The organism is Trichormus variabilis 0441, from assembly GCF_009856605.1.
Classification (GTDB): domain Bacteria; phylum Cyanobacteriota; class Cyanobacteriia; order Cyanobacteriales; family Nostocaceae; genus Trichormus; species Trichormus variabilis.
In genome coordinates this window covers 5,161,656-5,183,285 of sequence record NZ_CP047242.1, presented here as the reverse complement: position 1 = coordinate 5,183,285, position 21,630 = coordinate 5,161,656, and the positions used below count along the sequence as shown (strand labels likewise).

Below are 21,630 nucleotides of genomic sequence, written 5' to 3'. Positions count from 1 at the left end.
CATCACTAAAAATCATGGTTCAGTCTCGTTTTGTTCGCTTCTTTCGTCACCTGAATTGGCGCACCCTCAAGAAAACGTTTACTAGGACAACGGAAAGACGACTGTTGGGACTGGGTTCCGAAATTGCCTTCAATGCGATGTTATCTTTATTTCCGGCAATTCTCGCCGTACTCACTGCCATTGGTTTCTTTGCAGACTCTTTGCAAGACACCTTTAGACAACTAGCGGCGCAATTAAGCCAAGTCGCACCAGAAGAAGCGATGGTATTAATTCGAGAGTTTGCTGGTAGAGAAATTGCTAACTCTCGAAACAGTGGCTTGTTTTCTCTGAGTTTTGTCATTGCTATTTGGACAGCTTCCGGTGCTGTAAGTACTGCTATGACTGCCTTTGATCAAATCCATCAAATCCCTCAAGAAAAGATACGCCCCTTTTGGCAGTCTAAACTTGTGTCCTTAGGCTTAACAGTCGGTACTATCTTGCTGTTGGTACTGGCTTCTTTTTTAGTTTTTATCAGTGATTTATTATTAGGAATGGTGGTAAACAAAAATGGTGCTTTAATTTTCTTACTGCATCTTTGGCAATTATTGCGCTGGCCTTTAGCCTTGGGAATTGTGGCTACAGCCTTTAGTTTTATTTATCGTTATGGGACTAGTGTTTGGAAACCAGGCACACCCATAATGCCAGGAGCAATTATCGCCGCAATTTTCTGGGCAATTCTATCTGCTCTATTTCGGCTGTATGTAGCAAATTTTGGTAACTATAACAAAGTCTATGGTGCTGTGGGGACAGTGATAGTTTTAATGCTGTGGCTGTGGATGAGTGCTGCTGTTTTGCTAATCGGCGATCAATTAAACGTAACTGTCGGTGAAGATATGCGCTCAAAAGCATCCCAGGATCTAGCACAAGAGGTTGGTTAATAAGTCTCGTGACAAATATTGTAAATTTTACAAATAGCAGTAGAATATTGAACAATTTTATTGCGAACAATGAGCGATCGCCTGAATGCCTAATTCTTCTCCCAAATTTCCTTATATTGACTATAATGCTCAAGCAGTTACCATCAAGCGCCTACGTAAATTAAGCCGCTTGTTAGATACAGTAATCACTATTCCTGGTACACCAATAGCTATTGGTATAGATCCTCTCATCGGATTTATACCCATTGGTGGTGATGCTTTAGGCTTAATACTTTCCAGTTACATCGTCTTTGAAGCAAGGCGGCTAGGTGTGCCTAAAAAGATATTGAGTAGAATGATATTTAATATCATCATTGATAGTTTATTAGGTAGTTTCCCCATCATCGGTGACCTATTCGACTTTGCGTGGACAGCAAACGAATATAACATCAAGCTAATAGAACAACACTTAAATAGTCATTAGTCAACAGTCAACAGTCACCCTCCCCCATCTCCCCATTCTCCAATTTCTGCTGTAGAATGCCTTAACGAGTGTTGAGATCACTCATTGAGCAAAGACATGAAAGATTGGTGGCAAGAAACTTTCCCCAAGGGGCGGCAAAGTCTGATAATTAGTGATGTTCATGGGTATCCTGTACAAATTGCATACGGTGAAAAAGGTACAGGTAGACCATTATTTCTAATACACGGTATGGGTAGTTGGAGCTATAATTGGCGTTATAGTGTAGGTCCATTATCTAAGTTTTTTCGAGTCATTTGTGTAGATGCTAAAGGCTTCGGTTTTTCTGATAAACCTTGTTTGCGTCAAGAAAAGAATGGGCATCAAGTCATTGAATTAGAACGCATTATTCAATGTTTATGTGATGAACCAGCTATTGTTGTGGCTGAATCCTTAGGTGCATTAGTTGCCCTGGCCTTGGCACAAAGAAATGCCGAATTAATCGGGCGGTTAGTAGTAATTAATGCACCAATTTTTACCGAAAGTCTGCCCCATTGGGCAATGTCCATACTCGCCCAAACACCAATAGAAATATTACAAACAATCGATGATTTGCGTTTAGCTTATTTATTTGCGCCAATAGTTCGAGAAGTTATGGCGATAGAAAGGCGGAAGGTGCTGTTTGATCCGTCAATTTTGACTCAAGAAGATGTTTATTGGATTACTTACCCATTTATTGAAATTCCCGGTACTTTAGTGAAGGTTGCCGAAGAGTTACAAATAGCGGCAAGAGAAATCGAGAATTGGCAAGCAAATAAACCGAATATGCTCAGTGAAATTCAAAATAAGTTAAATACAATTGAGGCTCCCACATTAATTTTATGGGGCGATAAAGATAGCTGGTTTCCTGCCAGTCACGGGAAAAAATTGCATCAACATTTGCCTAATTCCAAGTTGCAAATTTTGGATAACTGCTATCATGACGCTTCCACTGGTTCCGCAAAAGTGGTCAACAAAGAAATTTTGCAATTTCTCAAGGAGACAGATTTTTTGTAACCATGTTTATTTAATTAAAAAACATAAATTATAGGACTTACGCAAGTGTCATAATCAAACTAACTGTAGGGTGCGTCAGCCCCAATAATTTCGTACACATTAAAGGATTTTCCACATCTGACGCACCCTACTGTCCCAATAGTAGGGTGCGTCAGTGTGAATGATTTCTTGGTACAGCTAGGTTTTCTCGCACTGACACATCCTACATTTTGAATATTTTTTTATCTGGAAGTCCCTAGCCTGAACCAGTGCGGTATTTCTTCCCGCCTTTCTCATCCCTTTCACAGTCCTAAATCTACGGCGATGCGATGGGCGCAGGCGAAGCCGGAAAAGGCGACTGCATTTAAACCCTGTCCGGGAAATGTGCTGTCTCCCACACAATACAGTCCCTTGATAGCGGTGCGATTAAAGGGCATGGACAATAACCCCCGCAGTTTACGTCTGGGGATGGGGCCATAAGTGCCGTCTTCTCGTCCTAAAAAGCGGCGATGGGTGCGGGGTGTGCCTACTTCTAAATAATCTAAACCCGCATCTAAACCAGGAAAAATCTTCTCTAGTCGGTCAATAATTCGCCAGGCTGTCTCTTCTTTCTTCGCTTCGTAGTCACTCACAGAAAACCCTTGCCAATCATTTATCCAATGAGGCGTAAAGGCATGAATTATATGGCATCCCTCTGGGGCTAATTCTGGATCAAGTAATGTGGGTATGGAGACAAACAGTGTACCTTCTGCTTGGGTCATGTTTTGCCAATCTTCCAAGATAATGTGATGGCATTCTGTCCCTTGAGGTAAGACGGACTCTTTCACCCCCATGTGTAAACTCAGAAAACTGGGCGATTTTTTATAGCTGTGTTGCCAATCTTTCTCATTAGATGGCATTTTATCTACAGGTAGCAATTTTTCAAATGTGTCCCACCGTGTAGCATTAGAAACTATCCGTTTGCTTCGATAAATTTCACCATTAGTTAGTTGTACACCGACAGCACGGTATTTTTCAGTAATGATTTTTGCTACTTTGGCTTGATATCGAATCTCACCACCGACTTTTTCTAAGCCCTCTGCAAGTTTTTGGGCAATTTGACCTACTCCACCTTTGGGGTAGTTAACACCGCCATAATGCCTGTCAGAAAAGACCATACCTGCATTAATCATCGGTGTCATCGCTGCTGGCACTACAGACCAGCAGTAACATTCTATATCGATAAATTTCAATAATTCTGGGTCTCTGATGTAGCGACGGGCGATATCTCCGACATTTTGAGGTAGATACTTAAGTAAACCTAGACACGCTAAAGGATGCTGTAAAAACGTTCGCAGCAAATACCGAGGTTCTTCTAATGACAACAAATCCATGCGGTTGAGACACTTAAACACTTGCCAACATTCGTCATAAAAGCGACGAATCCCTTTTGTTTCATGAGGAAAGTAAGCAGCAAGATTTTGCAAAAACTTATCATAAACCCGGTCAACTTTCAGGTTTAAGTTGCTGGGTAAGTGGTAATGGATTTGTACGGGATCAGCGATCGCCTCTACACTACTATTTACAGCTTGTAAAGCACGGGTGAGTAAGTTTGTAGTCCCTCTGTTCCCTAAGCCGAAAATCATGGAAGCCCCAACGTCAAATCGATAGCCTTGACGCTCAAAGTAGCCAGCACTCCCACCAGGAATGATATAGCTTTCTAGTACCAGAACTTTCGCTCCCTTGGCGGCGAGTTGGGTTGCTGTCACTAGTCCGCCAATGCCAGACCCAATCACGATGACATCAAACAAAGAATTTTGGGAAGTAGTTGAGGTTACGGACATAAAAGCTGCACTTACATGGAATTAACCAGCCAAACCGTATTTCATAATACATCTATAATCAGGTAAAGCTTAGGCAATTTCCTCAAATTTATCGTAAATAAAAACTCGACCCACAAGGGGATAGAGTTTTGTCAGTTGTCAGTTGTCAGTGGCAAAGATATGTAAAAACTTAATTTTGAATTTTGTAGCTTGCTTCCCGTAGGGTATTTTGAATTGTTAAGTGTTTACCAATACAAAAAAGAGGGATGAGCCTGCTACCGCCGACTAATCCCGTCTGCCGATCCTTAAAGAGAGGAGAACACTGACAAATAATATAACTCGGATTGAGAATACCTGTCAACTATTAATGAAAATCTTTTGCATTAAATTCTGATATCTCAGATTTAGCTCACAAATGCCCACCCACCAAGCCAAATTAATTACGAATTACGAATTACGAATTACAAATTACGAGACAGAGTATGATGATGTTTCAGTTCTCACAGAATTAAAATTGGCAATTTCCGGCTATGACGGTACAACTGCGTGTTTACGTTCCTCCCCATCCTCTAATTAAGCACTGGCTGGCAGTTGCCCGTGATGCTGCCACACCTTCAGTCTTATTTCGTAGTGCCATCACCGAATTGGGTAGATGGCTAACTTATGAAGCAGCGCGGGAATGGTTGCCTACAGACGAGACGACTGTACAAACTCCCTTAGAGATATGCCCAGCAACTGTAATTAATCCCCAAGTACCCGTGGCAGTTGTGCCGATTTTGCGAGCAGGATTAGGCTTGTTAGAAGGGGCGCAAACTGTCTTACCTTTGGCTTCAATTTACCACCTGGGTTTGGTGCGTAATGAGGAGACATTGGAAGCTTCATGTTACCTCAACAAATTGCCAGAAAAATTTGACCCCCAAACTAGAGTGTTAATTACCGATCCGATGTTAGCTACAGGTGGGTCTATCATGAAGGCAATGTCAGAACTAACAGAACGTGGCGTTGACCCGTCTTTAGTGAGAATTGTCTCTGTAGTGGCAGCACCACCAGCTTTACAAAAATTGAATGCAGCTTATTCTGGTTTGATAGTTTACACTGCAACAATTGATGAAACGGTGAATGATCAAGGGTTTATTGTCCCAGGATTAGGCGATGCAGGCGATCGCATTTTTGGGACATGAGCTAGTATGCAGCTAGGGAAGGAAAATAGCTTAACTAATGTAAAAGTTGCTTCAAGGCGGTATTATGAGTCAGCGTGATGGTTTTGCTAGCGGTTTTTTCGCAGGGGCAGTATTCGGCGGCGTAGTCGGCGGTATTCTGGGTGCTGTGATTGCTTCTCGACAAAGTGAAGAATTAATCGACGAAGGGAAAGAGTTAATTAATGGCTCAGGAGAAAGCAGGAAAGTACCAAGCAAACGTCGTCAAATGATATCCCCAGACGGCGATAACCTAGAAATGGAATCAGCACGGCGATCGCTAGAAGATAAAATTGCCCAGCTAAATGCCACAATTGACGAAGTGAGGAAGCATCTGGGAAACGTTAATGGTAGTCCGGAACAATCTACAGGCGATCGCTCCCTTCACAAAGATTCTTAAATTATTATTGTTGGGAGCAGGCAGGGGCAGTACTCCTTGTTTCCCTTCCTCTTCCCAATCCCCAATCCCCATTACCCATTTCTAAGATAATGGCGGTTAATGCGGCAACCATCCACATACGTCATAACTTAGAGTAAATTAAAATCAATAATAAGACCGCTTTAACACTTAGTAGGAAACTGAACCATCCATGAATTTACTGATTACTACATTAGTTACATTCGTTACTATTTACAGCTATTTACTGATTATCCGGGTTCTTCTAACCTGGTTCCCTCAGATTGACTGGTATAACCAACCATTCGCAGCTTTAAGCCAAATAACCGACCCTTATCTCAATCTGTTCCGTTCCATTATTCCCCCCTTGGGTGGTATGGATTTTTCCCCTATCCTCGCCTTTTTAGTGTTGAATTTAACTGGCGACTTACTGAGAACTTTAACTAGATTGCCATTCGTACAGGGATTTTAATCAACCTGAGCCATAAACTTGTAGAGACGTAAGGTAAACAAGTCTCTACAAGTCTCCTCATTTCCAACTTACTTACGGACTTGGGCGCTAAAACCAGACGCTTTAAACTGCTTCAGCTTGAGAGGTAAAGGCTGATTTGCAGGTACAGTAATTCTCAATTCAAAATCACTAATTCCTGGTGGAACTTCAGTAATAGAACCTAGACGGGTGCGGTTTTGCAATATCGGGTCATTGTTAGCATCATAAATGCGCCCGTAGATATCTGCATCGTAGACTGTCTTATAAGTGCCATTTTCCGCTTTACCAGTGACAATAAAGCAATTAGCGGATGTACTGCTGTTACTGGCTACAGTCCCCTGTGCTAGTTCTGCTGGACACTCCTGATAAGACAAATCAGATAGTTTAATTTGAGTCAAGGCCATAGCAGATGGAGTCCATACCCAGGAAATCAACACCACCAGACAGGAAATAACGATGGTCGTGATGAGTTTAGCTAAAGGCTGAAAATTGAATATTAGTGCCGTACTGTTTTTCTTTTTCATATCTGTATAAGGTAGCAAGGAAACATACATAAACTTTATAACGGGGACTGGGGACTGGGGACTGGGGAATGGGGGAGAATAACACAATTAACAACTGACAACCGACTACTGACAACCGACTAATGAATTTTATTTACTTTTGTAATAATTATTAGATTAGGCCCTTGATCGCAATTCAGTTATGACTCCAGATGAGATTGCCACAGTCTTGCAAACAGCTTTTCATCGTTGTGATGCAGCTAGCTGTCCTCTCAGTGCTAGGCAGAAGGAGATTTTATTGCAAGTTTTGGAGGAAATTCAAAGGCAATCTTTATCTGGTGGGTCAGATACTCCTAATCCTTTAGATGAACTCACCCCAGAAGAATTAGAAATATTTTTAGCCTTCGTTAAGACTGAAGAAGAACAAGACCGCACTTGGAAGGTGCAGTTACTCAACGACTGGCTGCATAACCAAGACTCAGGAAATGTGCAGTTTGTGAGAGAACGGTATGGGTTGCAGTGGTTAAACCGAGTTGAGTCATATCATTTTGACAAGTATGCTTATTTTGAGGATGCACTAAAACTCAGAATAGGCGATCGCATCGAAGTTTCCAATGCCCTCTGGGAATGGGTGCAAGACGATGGGCCTTGCAAACGAGAATGGTTTGGTGCGATCGTGATTCAGATTGACGAAACTAGCAATGTTTCTACTAATTGCGTTGTGCGCTTCTACAATGGGGCTGAGTACGAAATTGCGGGTATCTATGAATGGAATCGCTATAATTGGCGCTGGCCGAAGAAGTGAAAAAGCAGAAGAGTAGGGAGTATTGATTCATTACTCATTACTCATTACTTCTACTGAACTATTAAACCAAACCAAGATGCTTTTGTAATGCTTGACGCATCACATCTACAGGGATATCGTCTTGCTGCAACCAAATTTTTAAGGCGGCGACTCCTTGCTGAACTAACATTTCTAAACCATCAATAGCAATTGCGCCTTGTTGTTGTGCTTTTTGGAGAAATTGCGTTGGTTTGGGAATATATATCAAATCATAAGCAATAGCACCAGTTTGTAAATTCGCCAGTTCTTCGGTACTCAAAGGCGACTCATCAACCTGCGGATACATTCCTATCGGGGTTGTGTTCACCAGTAGGTTAGCTTGAGGGACGAGCTTTGCTAAATAATCCCAGGTATGTACTTGTAAATTCTCAGCGATGGGGGAATTGTCCCAACTGTGGCGAAATTCCTCTAGGCGTTGCACATTGCGCCCCACTACATGAATTTCCGCAAAACCCAGTTGATAACAACCTGCGACAACAGCTCTCGCTGCGCCACCATTACCCAAGATTACGGCGATTTGCTGACTCCAATCTCGTTTATATGTTGTCTGCAAAGGGGCAATAAACCCTTCTATATCTGTGTTTGTCCCCACCCATTGATTATTTTGACGGGTGACAGTATTTACTGCGCCTATAGCTTGAGCAACGGGGCTAATTTCAGCCAGCAGGGGGATGATTGCCTGTTTGTGAGGAATCGTCACACTAAATCCCACTACACCAATAGTAGCCAAAAGAGCGATCGCTGCTTCTAAATTATCTGGTGCTATAGGAAAAGGTAGATATACATAATCTAATCCCAATTGGGCGATCGCTGCATTGTGCATCACCGGTGACAGTGAATGTTCCACCGGATGTCCAATTACCCCTAATAGTTTAGTTTTGCCTGTAATCATTGTTTTTGTCAGTTGTCAACACCTTGTCCCAGCCAAGTCTTGACTCTTGAAATAACCACCTCTGAGATTCTGGTGGGAAAAATCTTGGGACATAGCAGGGCTACTGATAGCAGGGTTAAAGCTAGATATTTTTTAAGTATGCGCTTTTAGGGGCTTTTGCACAAGTTTTGTCAATGCCAGGATTAGCCTGGACAAATTAAACAACCAACGCCAGTCCTTGAAGTGTGGTAGTTGAGAAAACTGGAAATTCCGTAAGTTAAAGCACATAGCTTCACGCCTGAATTCCTCTTATTCGTGCTTAAGCCCATTTATTCATCTACCCTACGGGTTCGGCAGTCGCACCCTTACGGGAAGGCTTACGCCAACATGGGGGAAACCCCCTACGTACCCGTCGCTGCCTCACCAGTCGCACAGAATTCATACTGAATTCTGGCTCCTGACTCCTGAATTCTTTTCGATAAAAGGATGTAGGGCTTTACCTCTACATTCTTTTCCTACTGGCATATGTGTTGTACATAATGAACTACCATTCTTCGTCCTTCAAAGTAAATTATTCAATTATCTATTGGTAGCCAATGAGCTAATACTCTTAATTTATTCAGTCTCAATACTAAACGTTGAGCTTGTTGTTTATATAAAGCTTGTGGTAACCTTCCTGGTAAAGTTTTCATCAATTCTCTAGCTGTGCTAATACTGCATCCAGCAATAATACTAATTTCATTTGCACCATCAAAGATAGCATCTTGACTTAAAGCTCTTTCGATTTGTACCTGCCAATTTCGAGGAGTTAATTCACCACGTTCAATTCTTTGTAGACTAGTGCTTGTCGCTAAAACAACTATGCGATCGCCTACTGCTAATTTAGTTTCATCAACAGGCATGAATTTGGCAGAAGATGGTGATGACTTTTGATGAAGAATTGGTACAACACCATAACCATAAGCAATATCAGTGAGCATCAATCCATTAAGTGTATCACCAGACTCAATCATATATTCCACAACTTGGATAGTTTGATTATTTAAGTGAAATAATCCAAGAATATTTTCTCCGAAAGCCGCAGCAGCAAATACTTCTGCCGATAGAGCCGATGTACATAAAACCTGAGCATAAGGAAATAACTGTGCTACCCTATCACTAAAATTTCGGTTATAAGTACGGATGATTAAATTACTATTAGGGCTGAGGCTATGAGCCATCAAACCGATTTCTAAGTTTTCCATTTCATCATCGGTTACCACAACAACGCTTTTAGCACAGCTAATATTAGCATTAGTGATATTATTAACTAAATTACCAATAATTAAAGGTAGTTTAGGAATACTATTATGCTCAATAGGTGTACTGTTAATCCCTACTAAAGGTTCCTGTAGTTGTTGTAATAAAGTAATAATTTGTAAACCAACTTTATTTAAACCTATCAAGACTACATGGTCTTGTTGAGGTATTGCTGAATAATGGCTCGTAAAGAAAAATCCAAACCGAGAAGAGAGAAGTTTTTCTGTTAACAGTGCGTATAATACTCCTACAAAAGCTGTACCAGCTAATGTTAATCCCAAGCTAAATAAACGTAGTAATGCAGGAATAGGTTTTTCAAATTCTACACCTCCATATACGTCACCATATCCACCTAAAAGTAAAACAGCAGTAGTGTAGAATGCTTCGACAAAACCGATATTAGGGTAGTACTGATTATAAAAAATAATACCACTTCCCCACAAAATAAATACTGTAATGCCGCAAATGAATGCAACTCGCGTAATTTGACCCTGCTCACCAGTGTGCCACAATTGGATAATTTTCTGTTTAATGTTAGACCATGAAATTGTGCGGATAATCTCTTGCCAAAAGAGTCGTTTCTTTGTTTGAAATTTAATAGCAGGCTTTTGAGCCAGGGGAAGCATATTTGCAATCTCTATATAAACAATTGTATCCCCAGGTTGTAATTTTGTTTCTAACTCCCAATCACCGTAATTAGGAGGCATTTGAGATGAGTTATTAGCATAATATAAGATACGGCGAAAAGATGTATTTAATTGATGTAACTGTCGTTTATGACACCATAAATCATCTGCTTTGATTTCATATTTTCCCACCCTTAACTTTTGCCCTTCTAAGTTAAAATAACCTAAATTTTCATTACCCAATGCAGCAAATGCAAAAGCAGAAGCAGTGAGTTGATCTGGTTCAAACGCAATAAAATTACCAAGATTTTGACTTAAAAGTTTATTAAGATTTTCTTTGTCAGAACGGACAACAAGGCGAACTTGAGGATTCAACAGCCGCGCTGCAAATGCTGCTTCTATATTTGCACGTTCATCATTAGTAACTAACAGTACAGTCCGGCATTTATCAATGTGTGCTTGTTCTAGCACGCTGGTTTGGCGGCAATCTCCTATCAAGAAATTTTCTAATAGATTTTGTAAATTAGTAACTTCCCAGTTTTTAGGTTCTACTTGATCAATGGCGCTAACACTTGCACCATATTCTTTGAGAGCGGCTACACAATGTTGACCTAAACTTCCCAACCCACAAACCAAAAATCGATCTAGCTTTGATTGACAACTACTACTAGCTTGATAGGTATTATCTGAAGAGCGTAGCATTTCATTACTTTGATACTATACATTCTCAGTGTATTGCTCGTTTTACCAGTATTCACCAAGACTGTATTTAAATGTTATGTATGCAGCAAAATCCATATATTTTAGCGATCACCTACATTTATGATAATCTATGGGCAAAAATTTAAAATAAAACCAGGCAGGTAGCCAGGAAATCAGGGCAAAACCCGTAAAAGATTCGGCAGAGTATATCGTTCTTTATGACATCTTACGCCCTGGTGATTGTGTCTATTGTTGGCAAATTATTAGTTTGAAAACTGCTCTAATTTCCGACTCCAATACATATTTTTCAAATCGAGTATATAGGAGTTTTTATTGTCTATATAATCTGTTTTATCTCCTACTTTAGAAAAGCGCTTACCACCAGTAATATATATATGAAATGGCTCTTTATAACAAGCCTTATGTCGGCTAATCCATCCAGGTTTTTCTCCATTTGTTTCAATTTTTTCTATTTTAAATGTGTGACAATTTAGCCGATAAACAGGTGTTTCATCATAAATCACTTGATTGTCATACCCCAAATTGCCAATTATATAAATATATTCCCCAACTAAAGTTGCTGAATGAAAATCAGTAGGAGGAAAAATTTCTTGGGGATAACCAAAAATTGTAAATTTACCATCATTTTGGAAAACTACGACATCATTATATATACAAAAATCAGGGTCATAGTAATCTTCATGTTCCCCTGCTATTTGAATAATTCTCCCATCAGGTAACTGAGTAATTGTCCGACCAAGTCTTTGAAAACACCAGACTGCTTTATCTCCAAAAGCATTATCAGCATCGTTAAAAGTATTGCGTGCAGTCCACGCTGTTGCAATGCTTCTGACCATTGCGTGCCAAAATTCGACTGCCATTATTTCTGGATTCGCTTTTCCAAATCGCCGATATTTTCCACTTAAATATTGTTCTTGATCAATATTTGAAATCTCTTTATCGTTGCTCAACCCCGTTAATAACTGCTGCATATCATCATGGATGTCGCTTAAATCTTCACCCGCATCGATGAGCATTTTGAGAATTTCCAAATTACTTACACAATTAATCGGCTTTTGACCGTAATTTCCACTTTTACTAGGATCTGCTCCAGCTTCCAATAATATTCTCACACAATCAGTCGCACCTCGTTCAACTGCGGCAATTAAGGGAGTTGTACCATAATGGTCAGTAGCTTCTACATCAAAACCTTGTGCAATCAGCCATTTGAGAAGTTCAGTATGATTATTTTTGATGGCATACATTAATTCAGGTTCTTCAGAAGTGAGATATTTATTTCGATCAGCTGCTGATGGTAAAAGTAATTGCGCTTTTTCTATTTCACCTATTTGCACACTCAAAATCCACGGTGTGCGATTACAGAAATCCCACACTTCTAAATCTGCACCCGCATCGATTAATTGCTTTACTTCTTCAACGCTGCCAAATACAATTGCATACATTAATTCCGTCCATTGCAATTGTTCTCTGTCTGCACCTACTGCTAATAAAAACTCCACCACATCAAAGCGGCATTCCGAAGCAGCAGCAGTCAACGCAGATTTTCCATATTGATTCTTTCCTAAATCTGCACCTTTAGCAATTAATAAACGAAGAATCGAGATTAAATTTTCACCTGATGGAATATTTTGGCTGTATATCGCATCAATTAAAATATCACAGCTATCTGCACCTGGAGCGTGAATATTGACTCCTACTTCTAAAAGATATTTAATTATCTCAATATTTCCCGATTGGATGGCAAGTTCCAGCACGGTACGGTTGAAAGTTGTTCCTCCAATTGCGTTAATATCTGCACCTATTTCTACTAAAAATTGCACCATCTCCAAACTCGCATTAGGGCTACTTACGGCGCACATTAATAGTGTTTGTGATGATTCATCGAGGCAATTGATATCAACTCCCTTAGCTAATTGTTGTCTTACACCTGCAATATTTCCTTGGATTGCAAAATCGTGAATTTTCATATTTATTAGTAAATATTTATTCGTTTGAAAACAATATCGTACAGTGACAGCAGAATTTCCACCACAATCAAAATCACGACATACCATTCTACTCGCTGGCTACTACTATGTTGCATGAACTCTAGTACTGTTTGTGCAGTTTGAGAAATTAGCTTTAGTTTGCGTTCCAAAGGATTGTGACGCTCCCGGATTTCGTATTCATCCCCCAAGCGCAGATAAAAAACAGTCAGAATTTGCTTAAGTCAGTCAATTTTCACCCTTCAAACCTGTTTTTCTTTAACTCAGCCCTCCTGGGTCATTTCTTGTTGTCTTGTTAACCAGAAAAGATGAATATTAAGAATGACCACGAATTAGCCCTACTCTGCCCCTCTACTCCCCACTCATAGCTCTACAATTATTAAAAGCTACTTAACATTTCTTTGTAATATGCAGGCAACTACAGTCCCTTCTACAACTCCAATTCCTGGACAATATTGGCAGTGGCGAGGGCATAAGATTTACTACGTTCGTGCAGGAGAAAAGCGCCCACAGCGTCCACCATTGTTATTGGTACATGGCTTTGGTGCTTCTACAGACCACTGGCGTAAGAATATTACAGGACTGTGTGATGATTTTGAAGTATTTGCCATCGACCTTTTGGGGTTTGGGCGTTCCGCTAAACCTAAATTACAATATGGCGGCGACTTGTGGCGTGACCAACTCCATGATTTCATCAGTGAAGTCATTGGTCAAAAAACAGTATTAGCAGGTAATTCCCTTGGTGGCTATGCTTGCTTGTGTGTTGCTGCTCAACGTCCGGAGAGTGCAGCTGGTGTAGTTTTACTCAATAGCGCTGGGCCATTTAGCGAAACTCAAACCACACCAGAGCCAGAGGCTTTACAATCACAAATTCAGCCGCCCAAACAATCCTCACCTTTACAGAAAATATTTGGTGATAGTGTTAAGTGGATTTTTCAACAACCTTTAGCCCAATTTTTATTATTTCAATACGTGCGCCAAGGTTGGGTAATTCGGCAAACTTTAGAAAAGGTTTATCTTGATAAAAGTGCAATTACAAACCAATTAGTTGAAGAAATTGCTCGTCCTGCTTACGATGTTGGTGCGCTGGATGTATTTGTCTCAGTTTTTAGCAGTCCTCAAGGCGAAAAAGTTGATGTGCTATTAAAGCAATTAACTTGTCCTTTATTAATGTTATGGGGTGAAGCTGATCCTTGGATAAATGCTAGAGAACGTTCTCAAAAGTTTCGTCTATATTATCCAGAACTCACAGAATATTTTCTCAAGGCTGGTCATTGCCCTCATGATGAAGTACCCAATCAAGTAAACCCACTTTTACAAGAATGGGTTCTGTCAATTGCTCGATAAATTACATTTATGCAGTGGCATGGCAAGGCTAAAATAGTGCAATAATAGAAGTTATATCCGCATACTCTGCGGGAAGAATTCTTCAATATCTGCGTGCATCTGCGTTTAATTACATCCAAGTCTATTGCATCATTTTAGTCGTGCCAGTCTACTACTTAAGATTTATTGTTTTATAATGATTGATTTAATTTCTTGCTCTATTTGTCCACTAATAATTTCTTGACCTATGCTAGGTTGGGCAATATTAACCTTCACAAAATTTATCTGATCTCCTGTAGAGAATTTATTATCTTTATTAGAATCTTTGATAATTTTGATAAATATTTCTTTCTGTCCTGGCACGACCACCCAATTAATAATTTTAGAATTATTAGGTGTTACTTGTTGGAGATTTTTTCCCGATAAATCGGACATATAACCAATAACAGAATCTTCTTGATTAAACTTTTTATCTTTATTAGTGTCTTTATCAATAATTTGATAAAGCCAAACTCTTGTAGATGGCTGACCAGTAGTTTTTATTTCTACTAAATCAAAAGCCTGGATAATTGCTTTCTTATTTAATAAAAGGTGACTTGCACCATCTTGTTTACGATAAAATATGAAGTTATGGAGTAACACATTATATCCTTTAGGAGAACGAGAATAATCTAAACTAGCTTCTTTTTCCACCTCCCTATTTGTGGAATTAACTGGAATCATTAAATAATCTGTCGGCTCTTTAATAACTAAGTCGCCATAGTTAATTTGAGGTTGTGTTTGCTGCTGTCCAACAGCCTGTGATGATTCTGTTTTTTGGGAAATATTGGTGTTACAAGATAAAGAAAGACTTGCTGCGAATATTGTGACTACAACATTCTTGACGAAATAATTCTTTTTCATTATCTGTTCCTATAAGAAAATATTCTGTCTTATTATATTGGTTGCTAAAAGATTAACCATATTTATCAGTCTTACTCTGTCGAGTTAGTTCTTATAGTCTTTCGAGAGGTAAGGGACTTCCAACTAAAAAAATATACAATCACTGTGGTAAGCAGGGGAGGCAGGGGGAGCAGGGAAAGCAAGGGAGGAAGAATACAATGATCATATTTGCTCTGACCCATTGAATAATTTATTTTCTGGAAGTCCCTAACACCGGAAAATAAATTATCCCAAATTGACCGTTAGTAGGGTGCGTCAGTATGAATAATTTCTTGCTACCGCTAGGTTCTCTCACACTGACCGAACAAAAAAAGGATTTAAGCCCCCGGATAAATCCGCGAGGTCTTTAATTTTGTTGGCGTAGCCTTACCGCAGGGTATTTTGAATTTTGAATTTTGAATTGGAGCGAAGCGACTTGACGCACTCTGCATTTTGGATATTTTTCATCTGGAAGTCCCTAAGCACTAGTATCAAAAATTCGACTTTCCCAAGTGAATAAAAAAAATAGCCCACAAATGTGGGCTTGTCTATACTATTTAAAGTGCATAAAATACCCCAAATAAAGTATTTCGGTTGCTTGAGTACCTGTCTGAAACTGGTAGTCTTACCCTAGTCTTTTTACTAGGTTTTCAAGCGTAAATTATGACACTCCTTGCATTATGTATAATACATTATCATCTCTTTATGTTGAAAAGCATTAAAATATTGAAAAACCTGGTGCAGGTTGACCAGGTTTTTCAATATTCACAGGTTTCAAAATTGTTAAATTTAATAAGAAAACAGTTGAGAAAGTTTACAACTAGGGTGGACATAACAACTAGCAAATTCAGCATTCTTTGTTTTTCCGCTTTGGGATTTGGTTTTGCCTGCTTCGGGCTTGTTACCACATCACATAAAATATGCTGGGATTTGCTTGGGCTGATGACGGGAGACACCGAGTCATTACCCATTAAGTTTGGTTTTTGGTGTCTTGATATTTAAGTTAGCACCTAGTTCATGATGATCAATTGTTAGTTTACTAAAGTTGATATTTTGTAGATTTTTGCAATAAATACTTAAAGCTTTGATCCCCAACTATCTTTCGTGAATAATTGGGGTGATATTCAAGAAATCTTTTACCAGTTCCACATCACAGCACTATCATCATGATGCTCGGTAACAATACGACCGATCGCATCAATTTCGCTAATTTCCTCAGGAGAGAGTTGAATATTGGCAGCTTGGGCATTATCTTTTGCTTGTTCAGGATAACGCGCACCAGCGATCGCATTCGTTTGGGGTTGAGCAATTAACCAAGCTAGTGCCAACTGCGCCAAAGTAGCGTTATGGCTTTCGGCGATGGGACGCAGTTTATCTAAAGCTTGTTGGGCGCGTTCAAAGTTTTCGCCTTGAAACAGTTTATTTTTAGCTCGGTTATCGGCTGGATCAAATTGCTGTCCGCGAGTAAATTTCCCTGTCAGTAATCCCTGAGCTAAGGGTGAATAAGCCAAGATAGAAATATGATTTTCCACACAGTAAGGTGCTGCATCTTTTTCTACTTGTCGCCAAAATAGAGAATAGGGAGGCTGTAAGCTGTCAATTCTGCCATATTGTGAGGCCTCTGCTAATTGGGCGCGGGAAAAGTTAGAAACACCGATGGCGCGGATTTTACCCTGTTCTTTCAGATGGTTCAGGGCGTTCATAGTTTCCTCAATTGGTACTATTTCACTATTGAAAGCACCAGCAGGCCAATGAATTTGGTATAAGTCTATGTAATCAGTCTGGAGATTTTTCAGGGAGCGATCGCAAGCTTGAATTACTTGATCATACTTGAGATGGTTGGCGAAAACTTTTGTGGCATACTCAACTTGGTTACGCACATCAGACAAAGCTTCAGCCACAATCTGTTCGGAATGTCCTTCACCATAAACTTCGGCTGTGTCAACTGTGGTAATTCCTGCCTCAAAAGCTGCACGAATGGTTTTAATCGAGTCAGCATCTTCAATTCCCACCCACATTTTCTTCCCGGCTTGCCAAGTCCCCATCAGAATGGGTGAAATTTTGACATCGGATGTGCCTAGTGTGCGCTTTTCCATAAAGGTTCCCTAATTCACTTCCCTGGATAGTTTTATACTTTAACGGTCTTCGCTGTAAATTAAATCAGAGTTACAGTAGATGGCGATGCTAACAGAATTGACTACAACGGTGCATACCCTCAAAGAATGGGCAGTGGCGATAAATGCCTTGGAAGCCGGCAAAACAATTATGTTGTTGCGGAAAGGCGGTATTCATGAAAACAAAGGACGCTTCCAAGTAGCTCATGAACAAGTTCTGCTCTATCCTACCTATGAACATCAACAGCCTTCCTTACTCAAGACTGAATATGCAGGTCTTGTTCGCCCAGTAACATCTGGTTGGCATCCAGAAACGGTGAGGATAGGAAGTTGGGCGCAAATTACCGATATTCTGCCAATAAGTGATGAGGTAACTGTCAACGCCCTATTACCTTTCCATATTTGGAACGAGAAGTTTATTAGCGATCGCCTAAAATGGAAGCCACAACAGCCAATATTTATTCTCCTCCTGCGGACTTACAAACTACCCCAAGAGCAGGAAATTTCTTATCGTGCAGAATATGGCGGCTGCAAGTCATGGATTGATATTACCTCACCCATACAACTACAAGATTCTCAGCCAGTTTTGTCCGATTGTGATTATGGGCAGATTGCACAAACAATTCGGGCGATCGTTCAGTAATTGGTAATTGCTCATGCCGTCAAAACTCTTTTTTTGAAATAAAACTTTAAATATTTTCTAAAAAAGTAACTGTTGATACATACGATTATGAAAGCCGCGTATACTATTGAAAAAATCTTAATCCTAGATTAAAGGCAGGTATGAAGCTTATTCGGCTTATTTCTCTAATTAGCTGATGATAAGCAATCTAAATATCTCATATTTATTTACGTAATTGTACGATTTTAGATTGTACATAAGTTGACATACCCTAAGAACACTCAAATTATCCCACAAGGGTGATGTGACCGTTGACAAAATTCTGTCAATATGCAACATATGCTTAATGCAAAGGAGTCTGCCATGTCTCGACAAATGTGCTGGATATCTAAGACTAGCGGAGATGGTGACAAAATTTTATATCTGCAAACTGCGCCCAGCCAACCCTGGCGACCATACACAGCTTTTCCCCAATATTCAGTACCAGATTATCAGATACCAGGTGGCTCCAAAGGTTGGGCAACTTATCAGAAGTTACTAAAAGCAGGCTGGACATTAGTTCCCAGCGCCCGTGCCAACGAATTCGGTAGCAGTGTTCATGCAGAGTCTATTGTTAATGGACAGTAGTCATTAGTCATTCATCATTCGTCATTAGTTTCATATCTCCTCTGGGAGAACCTTCGCCGCGTGGGTCGGCTGCGCCTTCTAAGTCGCCTTCTTTGGTGACAACAAGGTTCTAAAACTAAGGTATTACAGCAATTTGTCTCAGTTAGTTTCATGACACAACAATAGCCTACCAATAGCCAGACGATAATGTCTACCTATTGTTGCTCACTATGTTTTAACATCTGTCGTAATTCCTCTAATAACAGTAATGCCTTGTCATACGTGCGTGGGGTTGTACCAGTCTTACTGACCTGTGCAGCCTCATCAGCTTGCGACTGCCACGTCTCTACTAACACGCGCAATTGTTCAATGTTAGAGACTGCTGCTACCTCATCGAAACCAACAGGTACACGTACCACCTTAGTTTCAGCTTCGGTTGCATACTTCCTGTTGCTGGCTGGTGTACCCTTCTTGCGTCCGGCTCCTGGTCTGTAACCACCTGTAGACATAGACCCTACCTCTATTTGAATTGCTGTTACAGCATATCATAATATAGGCTACGTTATTAACCCAAATAATAGAGGAATGGTTAGCTGAGAATGGGACAGTTGAAGTAAACGCGGGTGACAATAACAGTTAAACGTTAAGGTACAGTGAGGCACAGTCATCTGGGTTAGCTTCCAAATACCAGTTTGTTGTAGAGATATTGGCATGACCCAACGTTTCCTTTACCAGTTGGATAGATGCACCGTTGGCTAAACTGTGGGACGCACAGGCATGACGTAGGAAGTGAGCCGACACTGACTCAGGCAACCCAACAGCAACGGCACAGGCTTTAACTATCTTGGATGCGTTGCAACGGTCGAGTTGTTTACCTGACTGCTTACGATGACGGTTGCTATATGACTGAAACACGTAGTCATTCTGTCCGTTGTGCTGTTGGTTTGTTCGCAACTCGGTTAACTCCAACCAAACTGACTGAGGTACAACCAGCGTTCGATATTTACCACCTTTACCCAATACACTGACGGTTGTCTTGGTGGGGTTGACCTCAGTAAAGTCTGACCAACGTAAACCAACAGCTTCACTTACACGCAACCCCAGACTGTACAACACCTTTAACAAACACCTGTTGCGGTGGTCATCTGTTCTATCTAGCATCCTGAACACCTGTTGTTGTGTTAAAGACTTACCCGCTAATGTGGTCGATGCTTTTGGCTTACGGACAGCAGCCATTGGGTTTGCAGCCAGAAACCCCAGACGGACAGCGAACGAACAGAAACTAGACAACGATGCTAACTTACGTCGAGTAGTGGCAACAGCATACGTCTGTTCTAGGTGTTGGGCGTAGGCGATGAACGTCATCGGTGAGATGATACGAATGTCGTCCAACTTGACGAACGCTCTAAACTGCCTCATGTCACGGCTGTATTGTTCTCGTGTCGTTCGACTTAACCCAACCAACCACAACTCTATGACTCGTTCTGTTGTGGTAGTGTCTTCACTGTAGGTTATAGGTAGGCTATTAGGTATAACTACCTGTGGTTCATGGATGGTGAGAGTGGTTGTCATGGCTTTGTGTACGTGTCTCGAAACTACTGTTTTGTGATGTGTAGATCGTTAGAGAGAGCCAACCTATAAATGATGGTTGGCTGTGAGTATTATTCGTTTTTACCAGTTGACGTAATACAAAAACAAAATGATAAAGAACAACGGTATGAGAATGTGACCCATATATTTATCCCTCCCTTGTTTGTGGTTGGTGGTTGGGGTAGGGTATCGGCGTTGTCGCCACGTCTTGACACCTATTTGCTACCCACTCTTTTCAGTATGTTGTGAAATACTTACGTTGTCATGAGTTGGCGCAACTCGTTGTACCACTGCTGTCTACGTCGATGCTCATCACGTCTACGTGCGATGGCTGACCGTACCTGTTTATATAGGTAGGTGACTATCGGGTTAGCAATGGCTATGACCTGTCCAAGCAACACCATAATGGCGACTACCAACACAACAGCGAACGGTGGTGTATGGGTTGAATGTGTAGGGGTTGTGGTTGTGGTTGGGATAGGTACAACGTCAGGTTCGACGGCGTAGGGTAAACACAACTGATAGCTGTGATACTCGACAACGTTGGACGGTTCGACGGTAGGACACTCGGTGGTCGGTTCAGATAACCAAGGGTCGTCAATGGCGACTGAGGGCGTAGGTTCGATGACGGGTTCTGTTGTGGTGGCTTTGAGATGTGCATCGATAGCAGACTGCCAGGTTGCTTTGGCTGATAGTTTACCGAATGTCTTAACGTATTCACTGGTTAAACCGAGGTCAGAAGCTTGTTGTTTCAGGTCTTTAATAGTCATGGTTGCATTCCCTTTGGGTCAGGTGGTGAAGAGTGGTTGCCTGTTCCCGATGCAATTAATATGACAAATTATTTGGAGTTGGTAAAGGCAGATATACCCAGCAACAGAGGGGCAACCGGATGGTTATGTAGTGGTGGGCTGATGGTAGTTGTTGTAGTTGTTCCGTTGGGTGTGGGTGGGCGGTGACGGGGGGAATGGCTACCACTCACTCACTCTAGATACACCAAAATATTACGTACCAAATTTCACAGTAGAAACTAGACGTGGTAAGGGTTTCAAGCATCGACCAGATGAGCGTTATACCAACGGTTTCAGCCAATGAGCCTATACAGCCAACTGGTTGACCCTTAATGGTTGTAATGTGATGCTGACTAATATCAGTCAAGTCTAGGACGGCAACTAGTTAGATGGTTGTTTATCTAGATGGTTGATATTGTGTACCGGGATGGTTGGTATGGTTGTATTAGTGAGTCGCCCTGAGTGTGGGTGTACCTAGCTATTCTCACCCCAGTTGTGGTATAATGATACTACAGAATTTAACCAAGCATACACCT

General features: G+C 40.8%; 22 protein-coding genes. 11 read left to right on the top strand and 11 right to left on the bottom strand.

From position 1 onward, the window contains the following. Window positions 1-14: 14 nt before the first annotated feature. The 3 genes from GSQ19_RS21345 to GSQ19_RS21335 all read left to right on the top strand — a co-directional run bounded on the left by GSQ19_RS21345 (window position 15) and on the right by GSQ19_RS21335 (window position 2,412). On the top strand, window positions 15-917 hold the full coding sequence (locus GSQ19_RS21345; RefSeq protein WP_041456860.1) for a YihY/virulence factor BrkB family protein: 903 nt from the start codon (window positions 15-17) through the stop codon (window positions 915-917). Window positions 918-1,002: 85 nt separating this feature from the next. Continuing rightward, complete coding sequence (locus tag GSQ19_RS21340; RefSeq protein ID WP_011319851.1) at window positions 1,003-1,380, top strand: DUF4112 domain-containing protein; 378 nt, start codon at window positions 1,003-1,005, stop codon at window positions 1,378-1,380. Window positions 1,381-1,476: 96 nt separating this feature from the next. Continuing rightward, on the top strand, window positions 1,477-2,412 hold the full coding sequence (locus GSQ19_RS21335; protein ID WP_011319850.1) for an alpha/beta fold hydrolase: 936 nt from the start codon (window positions 1,477-1,479) through the stop codon (window positions 2,410-2,412). A gap of 281 nt (window positions 2,413-2,693) precedes the next feature. Here GSQ19_RS21335 and crtH read toward each other — a convergent pair whose 3' ends face one another. Continuing rightward, window positions 2,694-4,214, bottom strand: a complete 1,521-nt coding sequence (gene crtH, locus GSQ19_RS21330) for a carotenoid isomerase (protein ID WP_011319849.1) — start codon at window positions 4,212-4,214, stop codon at window positions 2,694-2,696. A gap of 509 nt (window positions 4,215-4,723) precedes the next feature. On the opposite strand from crtH, the gene upp reads away from it, so the two are divergent. From upp to GSQ19_RS21315, 3 genes are all read left to right on the top strand, one after another. Beyond that, the gene (gene upp, locus GSQ19_RS21325) at window positions 4,724-5,374 is read left to right on the top strand and encodes a uracil phosphoribosyltransferase (protein WP_011319848.1); all 651 of its coding nucleotides are present in this window, start codon (window positions 4,724-4,726) and stop codon (window positions 5,372-5,374) included. A 64-nt stretch (window positions 5,375-5,438) separates the two neighbouring features. Next, window positions 5,439-5,789 (top strand): ssl2009 family thylakoid membrane protein, encoded by a 351-nt coding sequence (locus tag GSQ19_RS21320; protein ID WP_011319847.1) that lies wholly within the window; start codon window positions 5,439-5,441, stop codon window positions 5,787-5,789. Window positions 5,790-5,979: 190 nt separating this feature from the next. Further along, complete coding sequence (locus GSQ19_RS21315) at window positions 5,980-6,258, top strand: YggT family protein (RefSeq protein WP_010996222.1); 279 nt, start codon at window positions 5,980-5,982, stop codon at window positions 6,256-6,258. Window positions 6,259-6,326: 68 nt separating this feature from the next. Here the strand turns inward: GSQ19_RS21315 and GSQ19_RS21310 are convergent, their stop codons facing one another. After that, on the bottom strand, window positions 6,327-6,800 hold the full coding sequence (locus GSQ19_RS21310) for a biotin carboxylase (protein WP_104010038.1): 474 nt from the start codon (window positions 6,798-6,800) through the stop codon (window positions 6,327-6,329). 181 nt (window positions 6,801-6,981) lie between these two features. Here GSQ19_RS21310 and GSQ19_RS21305 point away from each other — a divergent pair, with 181 nt between their 5' ends. After that, complete coding sequence (locus GSQ19_RS21305) at window positions 6,982-7,584, top strand: hypothetical protein (RefSeq protein WP_011319845.1); 603 nt, start codon at window positions 6,982-6,984, stop codon at window positions 7,582-7,584. Window positions 7,585-7,645: 61 nt separating this feature from the next. Here GSQ19_RS21305 and GSQ19_RS21300 read toward each other — a convergent pair whose 3' ends face one another. The 4 genes from GSQ19_RS21300 to GSQ19_RS21285 all read right to left on the bottom strand — a co-directional run bounded on the left by GSQ19_RS21300 (window position 7,646) and on the right by GSQ19_RS21285 (window position 13,318). Then, complete coding sequence (locus GSQ19_RS21300; RefSeq protein WP_011319844.1) at window positions 7,646-8,515, bottom strand: shikimate dehydrogenase; 870 nt, start codon at window positions 8,513-8,515, stop codon at window positions 7,646-7,648. Window positions 8,516-9,069: 554 nt separating this feature from the next. Beyond that, window positions 9,070-11,121, bottom strand: a complete 2,052-nt coding sequence (locus GSQ19_RS21295) for a potassium channel family protein (RefSeq protein ID WP_011319843.1) — start codon at window positions 11,119-11,121, stop codon at window positions 9,070-9,072. 263 nt (window positions 11,122-11,384) lie between these two features. After that, window positions 11,385-13,109 carry an ankyrin repeat domain-containing protein gene (locus GSQ19_RS21290; RefSeq protein ID WP_011319842.1) on the bottom strand — a complete coding sequence of 575 codons (1,725 nt, stop codon included), beginning with the start codon at window positions 13,107-13,109 and terminating at the stop codon, window positions 11,385-11,387. Window positions 13,110-13,114: 5 nt separating this feature from the next. Further along, window positions 13,115-13,318, bottom strand: a complete 204-nt coding sequence (locus GSQ19_RS21285; protein WP_041456248.1) for an RMD1 family protein — start codon at window positions 13,316-13,318, stop codon at window positions 13,115-13,117. A gap of 217 nt (window positions 13,319-13,535) precedes the next feature. Between GSQ19_RS21285 and GSQ19_RS21280 the strand changes: the two genes are divergently transcribed. Next, the gene (locus tag GSQ19_RS21280; protein WP_011319841.1) at window positions 13,536-14,474 is read left to right on the top strand and encodes an alpha/beta fold hydrolase; all 939 of its coding nucleotides are present in this window, start codon (window positions 13,536-13,538) and stop codon (window positions 14,472-14,474) included. Between the two features lie 162 nt (window positions 14,475-14,636). Here GSQ19_RS21280 and GSQ19_RS21275 read toward each other — a convergent pair whose 3' ends face one another. Next, the gene (locus GSQ19_RS21275; RefSeq protein ID WP_011319840.1) at window positions 14,637-15,356 is read right to left on the bottom strand and encodes a hypothetical protein; all 720 of its coding nucleotides are present in this window, start codon (window positions 15,354-15,356) and stop codon (window positions 14,637-14,639) included. Window positions 15,357-16,510: 1,154 nt separating this feature from the next. Further along, window positions 16,511-17,470, bottom strand: a complete 960-nt coding sequence (locus GSQ19_RS21270) for an aldo/keto reductase (protein WP_011319839.1) — start codon at window positions 17,468-17,470, stop codon at window positions 16,511-16,513. 85 nt (window positions 17,471-17,555) lie between these two features. On the opposite strand from GSQ19_RS21270, the gene GSQ19_RS21265 reads away from it, so the two are divergent. Further along, window positions 17,556-18,131, top strand: coding sequence for a DUF1802 family protein (locus GSQ19_RS21265; RefSeq protein WP_041456855.1), 576 nt, complete (start codon window positions 17,556-17,558; stop codon window positions 18,129-18,131). A 342-nt stretch (window positions 18,132-18,473) separates the two neighbouring features. Continuing rightward, on the top strand, window positions 18,474-18,737 hold the full coding sequence (locus tag GSQ19_RS21260) for a hypothetical protein (RefSeq protein WP_011319837.1): 264 nt from the start codon (window positions 18,474-18,476) through the stop codon (window positions 18,735-18,737). A gap of 194 nt (window positions 18,738-18,931) precedes the next feature. On the opposite strand, the gene GSQ19_RS21255 is transcribed toward GSQ19_RS21260, so the two are convergent. The 3 genes from GSQ19_RS21255 to GSQ19_RS21245 form a co-directional block, all read right to left on the bottom strand. Next, window positions 18,932-19,225, bottom strand: a complete 294-nt coding sequence (locus GSQ19_RS21255; protein ID WP_011319836.1) for a hypothetical protein — start codon at window positions 19,223-19,225, stop codon at window positions 18,932-18,934. 127 nt (window positions 19,226-19,352) lie between these two features. Beyond that, on the bottom strand, window positions 19,353-20,288 hold the full coding sequence (locus GSQ19_RS21250) for a tyrosine-type recombinase/integrase (RefSeq protein ID WP_011319835.1): 936 nt from the start codon (window positions 20,286-20,288) through the stop codon (window positions 19,353-19,355). Between the two features lie 272 nt (window positions 20,289-20,560). Further along, entirely contained in the window at window positions 20,561-21,076 is a 516-nt protein-coding gene (locus GSQ19_RS21245) for a hypothetical protein (RefSeq protein ID WP_011319834.1), read from the bottom strand. Here GSQ19_RS21245 and GSQ19_RS21240 point away from each other — a divergent pair. Next, window positions 21,053-21,262: a hypothetical protein gene (locus GSQ19_RS21240; protein WP_041456244.1), complete on the top strand. Its 210-nt coding sequence runs from the start codon at window positions 21,053-21,055 to the stop codon at window positions 21,260-21,262. The two genes, GSQ19_RS21245 and GSQ19_RS21240, sit on opposite strands and share 24 nt — an antisense overlap. The last annotated feature ends 368 nt before the right edge of the window (window positions 21,263-21,630 follow it).

Coding starts and splice junctions, on each gene's coding strand:
- GSQ19_RS21345 (WP_041456860.1), top strand. CDS start 15: ATGGTTCAGTCTCGTTTTGTTCGCTTCTTTCGTCACCTGAATTGGCGC.
- GSQ19_RS21340 (WP_011319851.1), top strand. CDS start 1,003: ATGCCTAATTCTTCTCCCAAATTTCCTTATATTGACTATAATGCTCAA.
- GSQ19_RS21335 (WP_011319850.1), top strand. CDS start 1,477: ATGAAAGATTGGTGGCAAGAAACTTTCCCCAAGGGGCGGCAAAGTCTG.
- crtH (WP_011319849.1), bottom strand. CDS start 4,214: ATGTCCGTAACCTCAACTACTTCCCAAAATTCTTTGTTTGATGTCATC.
- upp (WP_011319848.1), top strand. CDS start 4,724: ATGACGGTACAACTGCGTGTTTACGTTCCTCCCCATCCTCTAATTAAG.
- GSQ19_RS21320 (WP_011319847.1), top strand. CDS start 5,439: ATGAGTCAGCGTGATGGTTTTGCTAGCGGTTTTTTCGCAGGGGCAGTA.
- GSQ19_RS21315 (WP_010996222.1), top strand. CDS start 5,980: ATGAATTTACTGATTACTACATTAGTTACATTCGTTACTATTTACAGC.
- GSQ19_RS21310 (WP_104010038.1), bottom strand. CDS start 6,800: ATGAAAAAGAAAAACAGTACGGCACTAATATTCAATTTTCAGCCTTTA.
- GSQ19_RS21305 (WP_011319845.1), top strand. CDS start 6,982: ATGACTCCAGATGAGATTGCCACAGTCTTGCAAACAGCTTTTCATCGT.
- GSQ19_RS21300 (WP_011319844.1), bottom strand. CDS start 8,515: ATGATTACAGGCAAAACTAAACTATTAGGGGTAATTGGACATCCGGTG.
- GSQ19_RS21295 (WP_011319843.1), bottom strand. CDS start 11,121: ATGCTACGCTCTTCAGATAATACCTATCAAGCTAGTAGTAGTTGTCAA.
- GSQ19_RS21290 (WP_011319842.1), bottom strand. CDS start 13,109: ATGAAAATTCACGATTTTGCAATCCAAGGAAATATTGCAGGTGTAAGA.
- GSQ19_RS21280 (WP_011319841.1), top strand. CDS start 13,536: ATGCAGGCAACTACAGTCCCTTCTACAACTCCAATTCCTGGACAATAT.
- GSQ19_RS21275 (WP_011319840.1), bottom strand. CDS start 15,356: ATGAAAAAGAATTATTTCGTCAAGAATGTTGTAGTCACAATATTCGCA.
- GSQ19_RS21270 (WP_011319839.1), bottom strand. CDS start 17,470: ATGGAAAAGCGCACACTAGGCACATCCGATGTCAAAATTTCACCCATT.
- GSQ19_RS21265 (WP_041456855.1), top strand. CDS start 17,556: ATGCTAACAGAATTGACTACAACGGTGCATACCCTCAAAGAATGGGCA.
- GSQ19_RS21260 (WP_011319837.1), top strand. CDS start 18,474: ATGTCTCGACAAATGTGCTGGATATCTAAGACTAGCGGAGATGGTGAC.
- GSQ19_RS21255 (WP_011319836.1), bottom strand. CDS start 19,225: ATGTCTACAGGTGGTTACAGACCAGGAGCCGGACGCAAGAAGGGTACA.
- GSQ19_RS21250 (WP_011319835.1), bottom strand. CDS start 20,288: ATGACAACCACTCTCACCATCCATGAACCACAGGTAGTTATACCTAAT.
- GSQ19_RS21245 (WP_011319834.1), bottom strand. CDS start 21,076: ATGACTATTAAAGACCTGAAACAACAAGCTTCTGACCTCGGTTTAACC.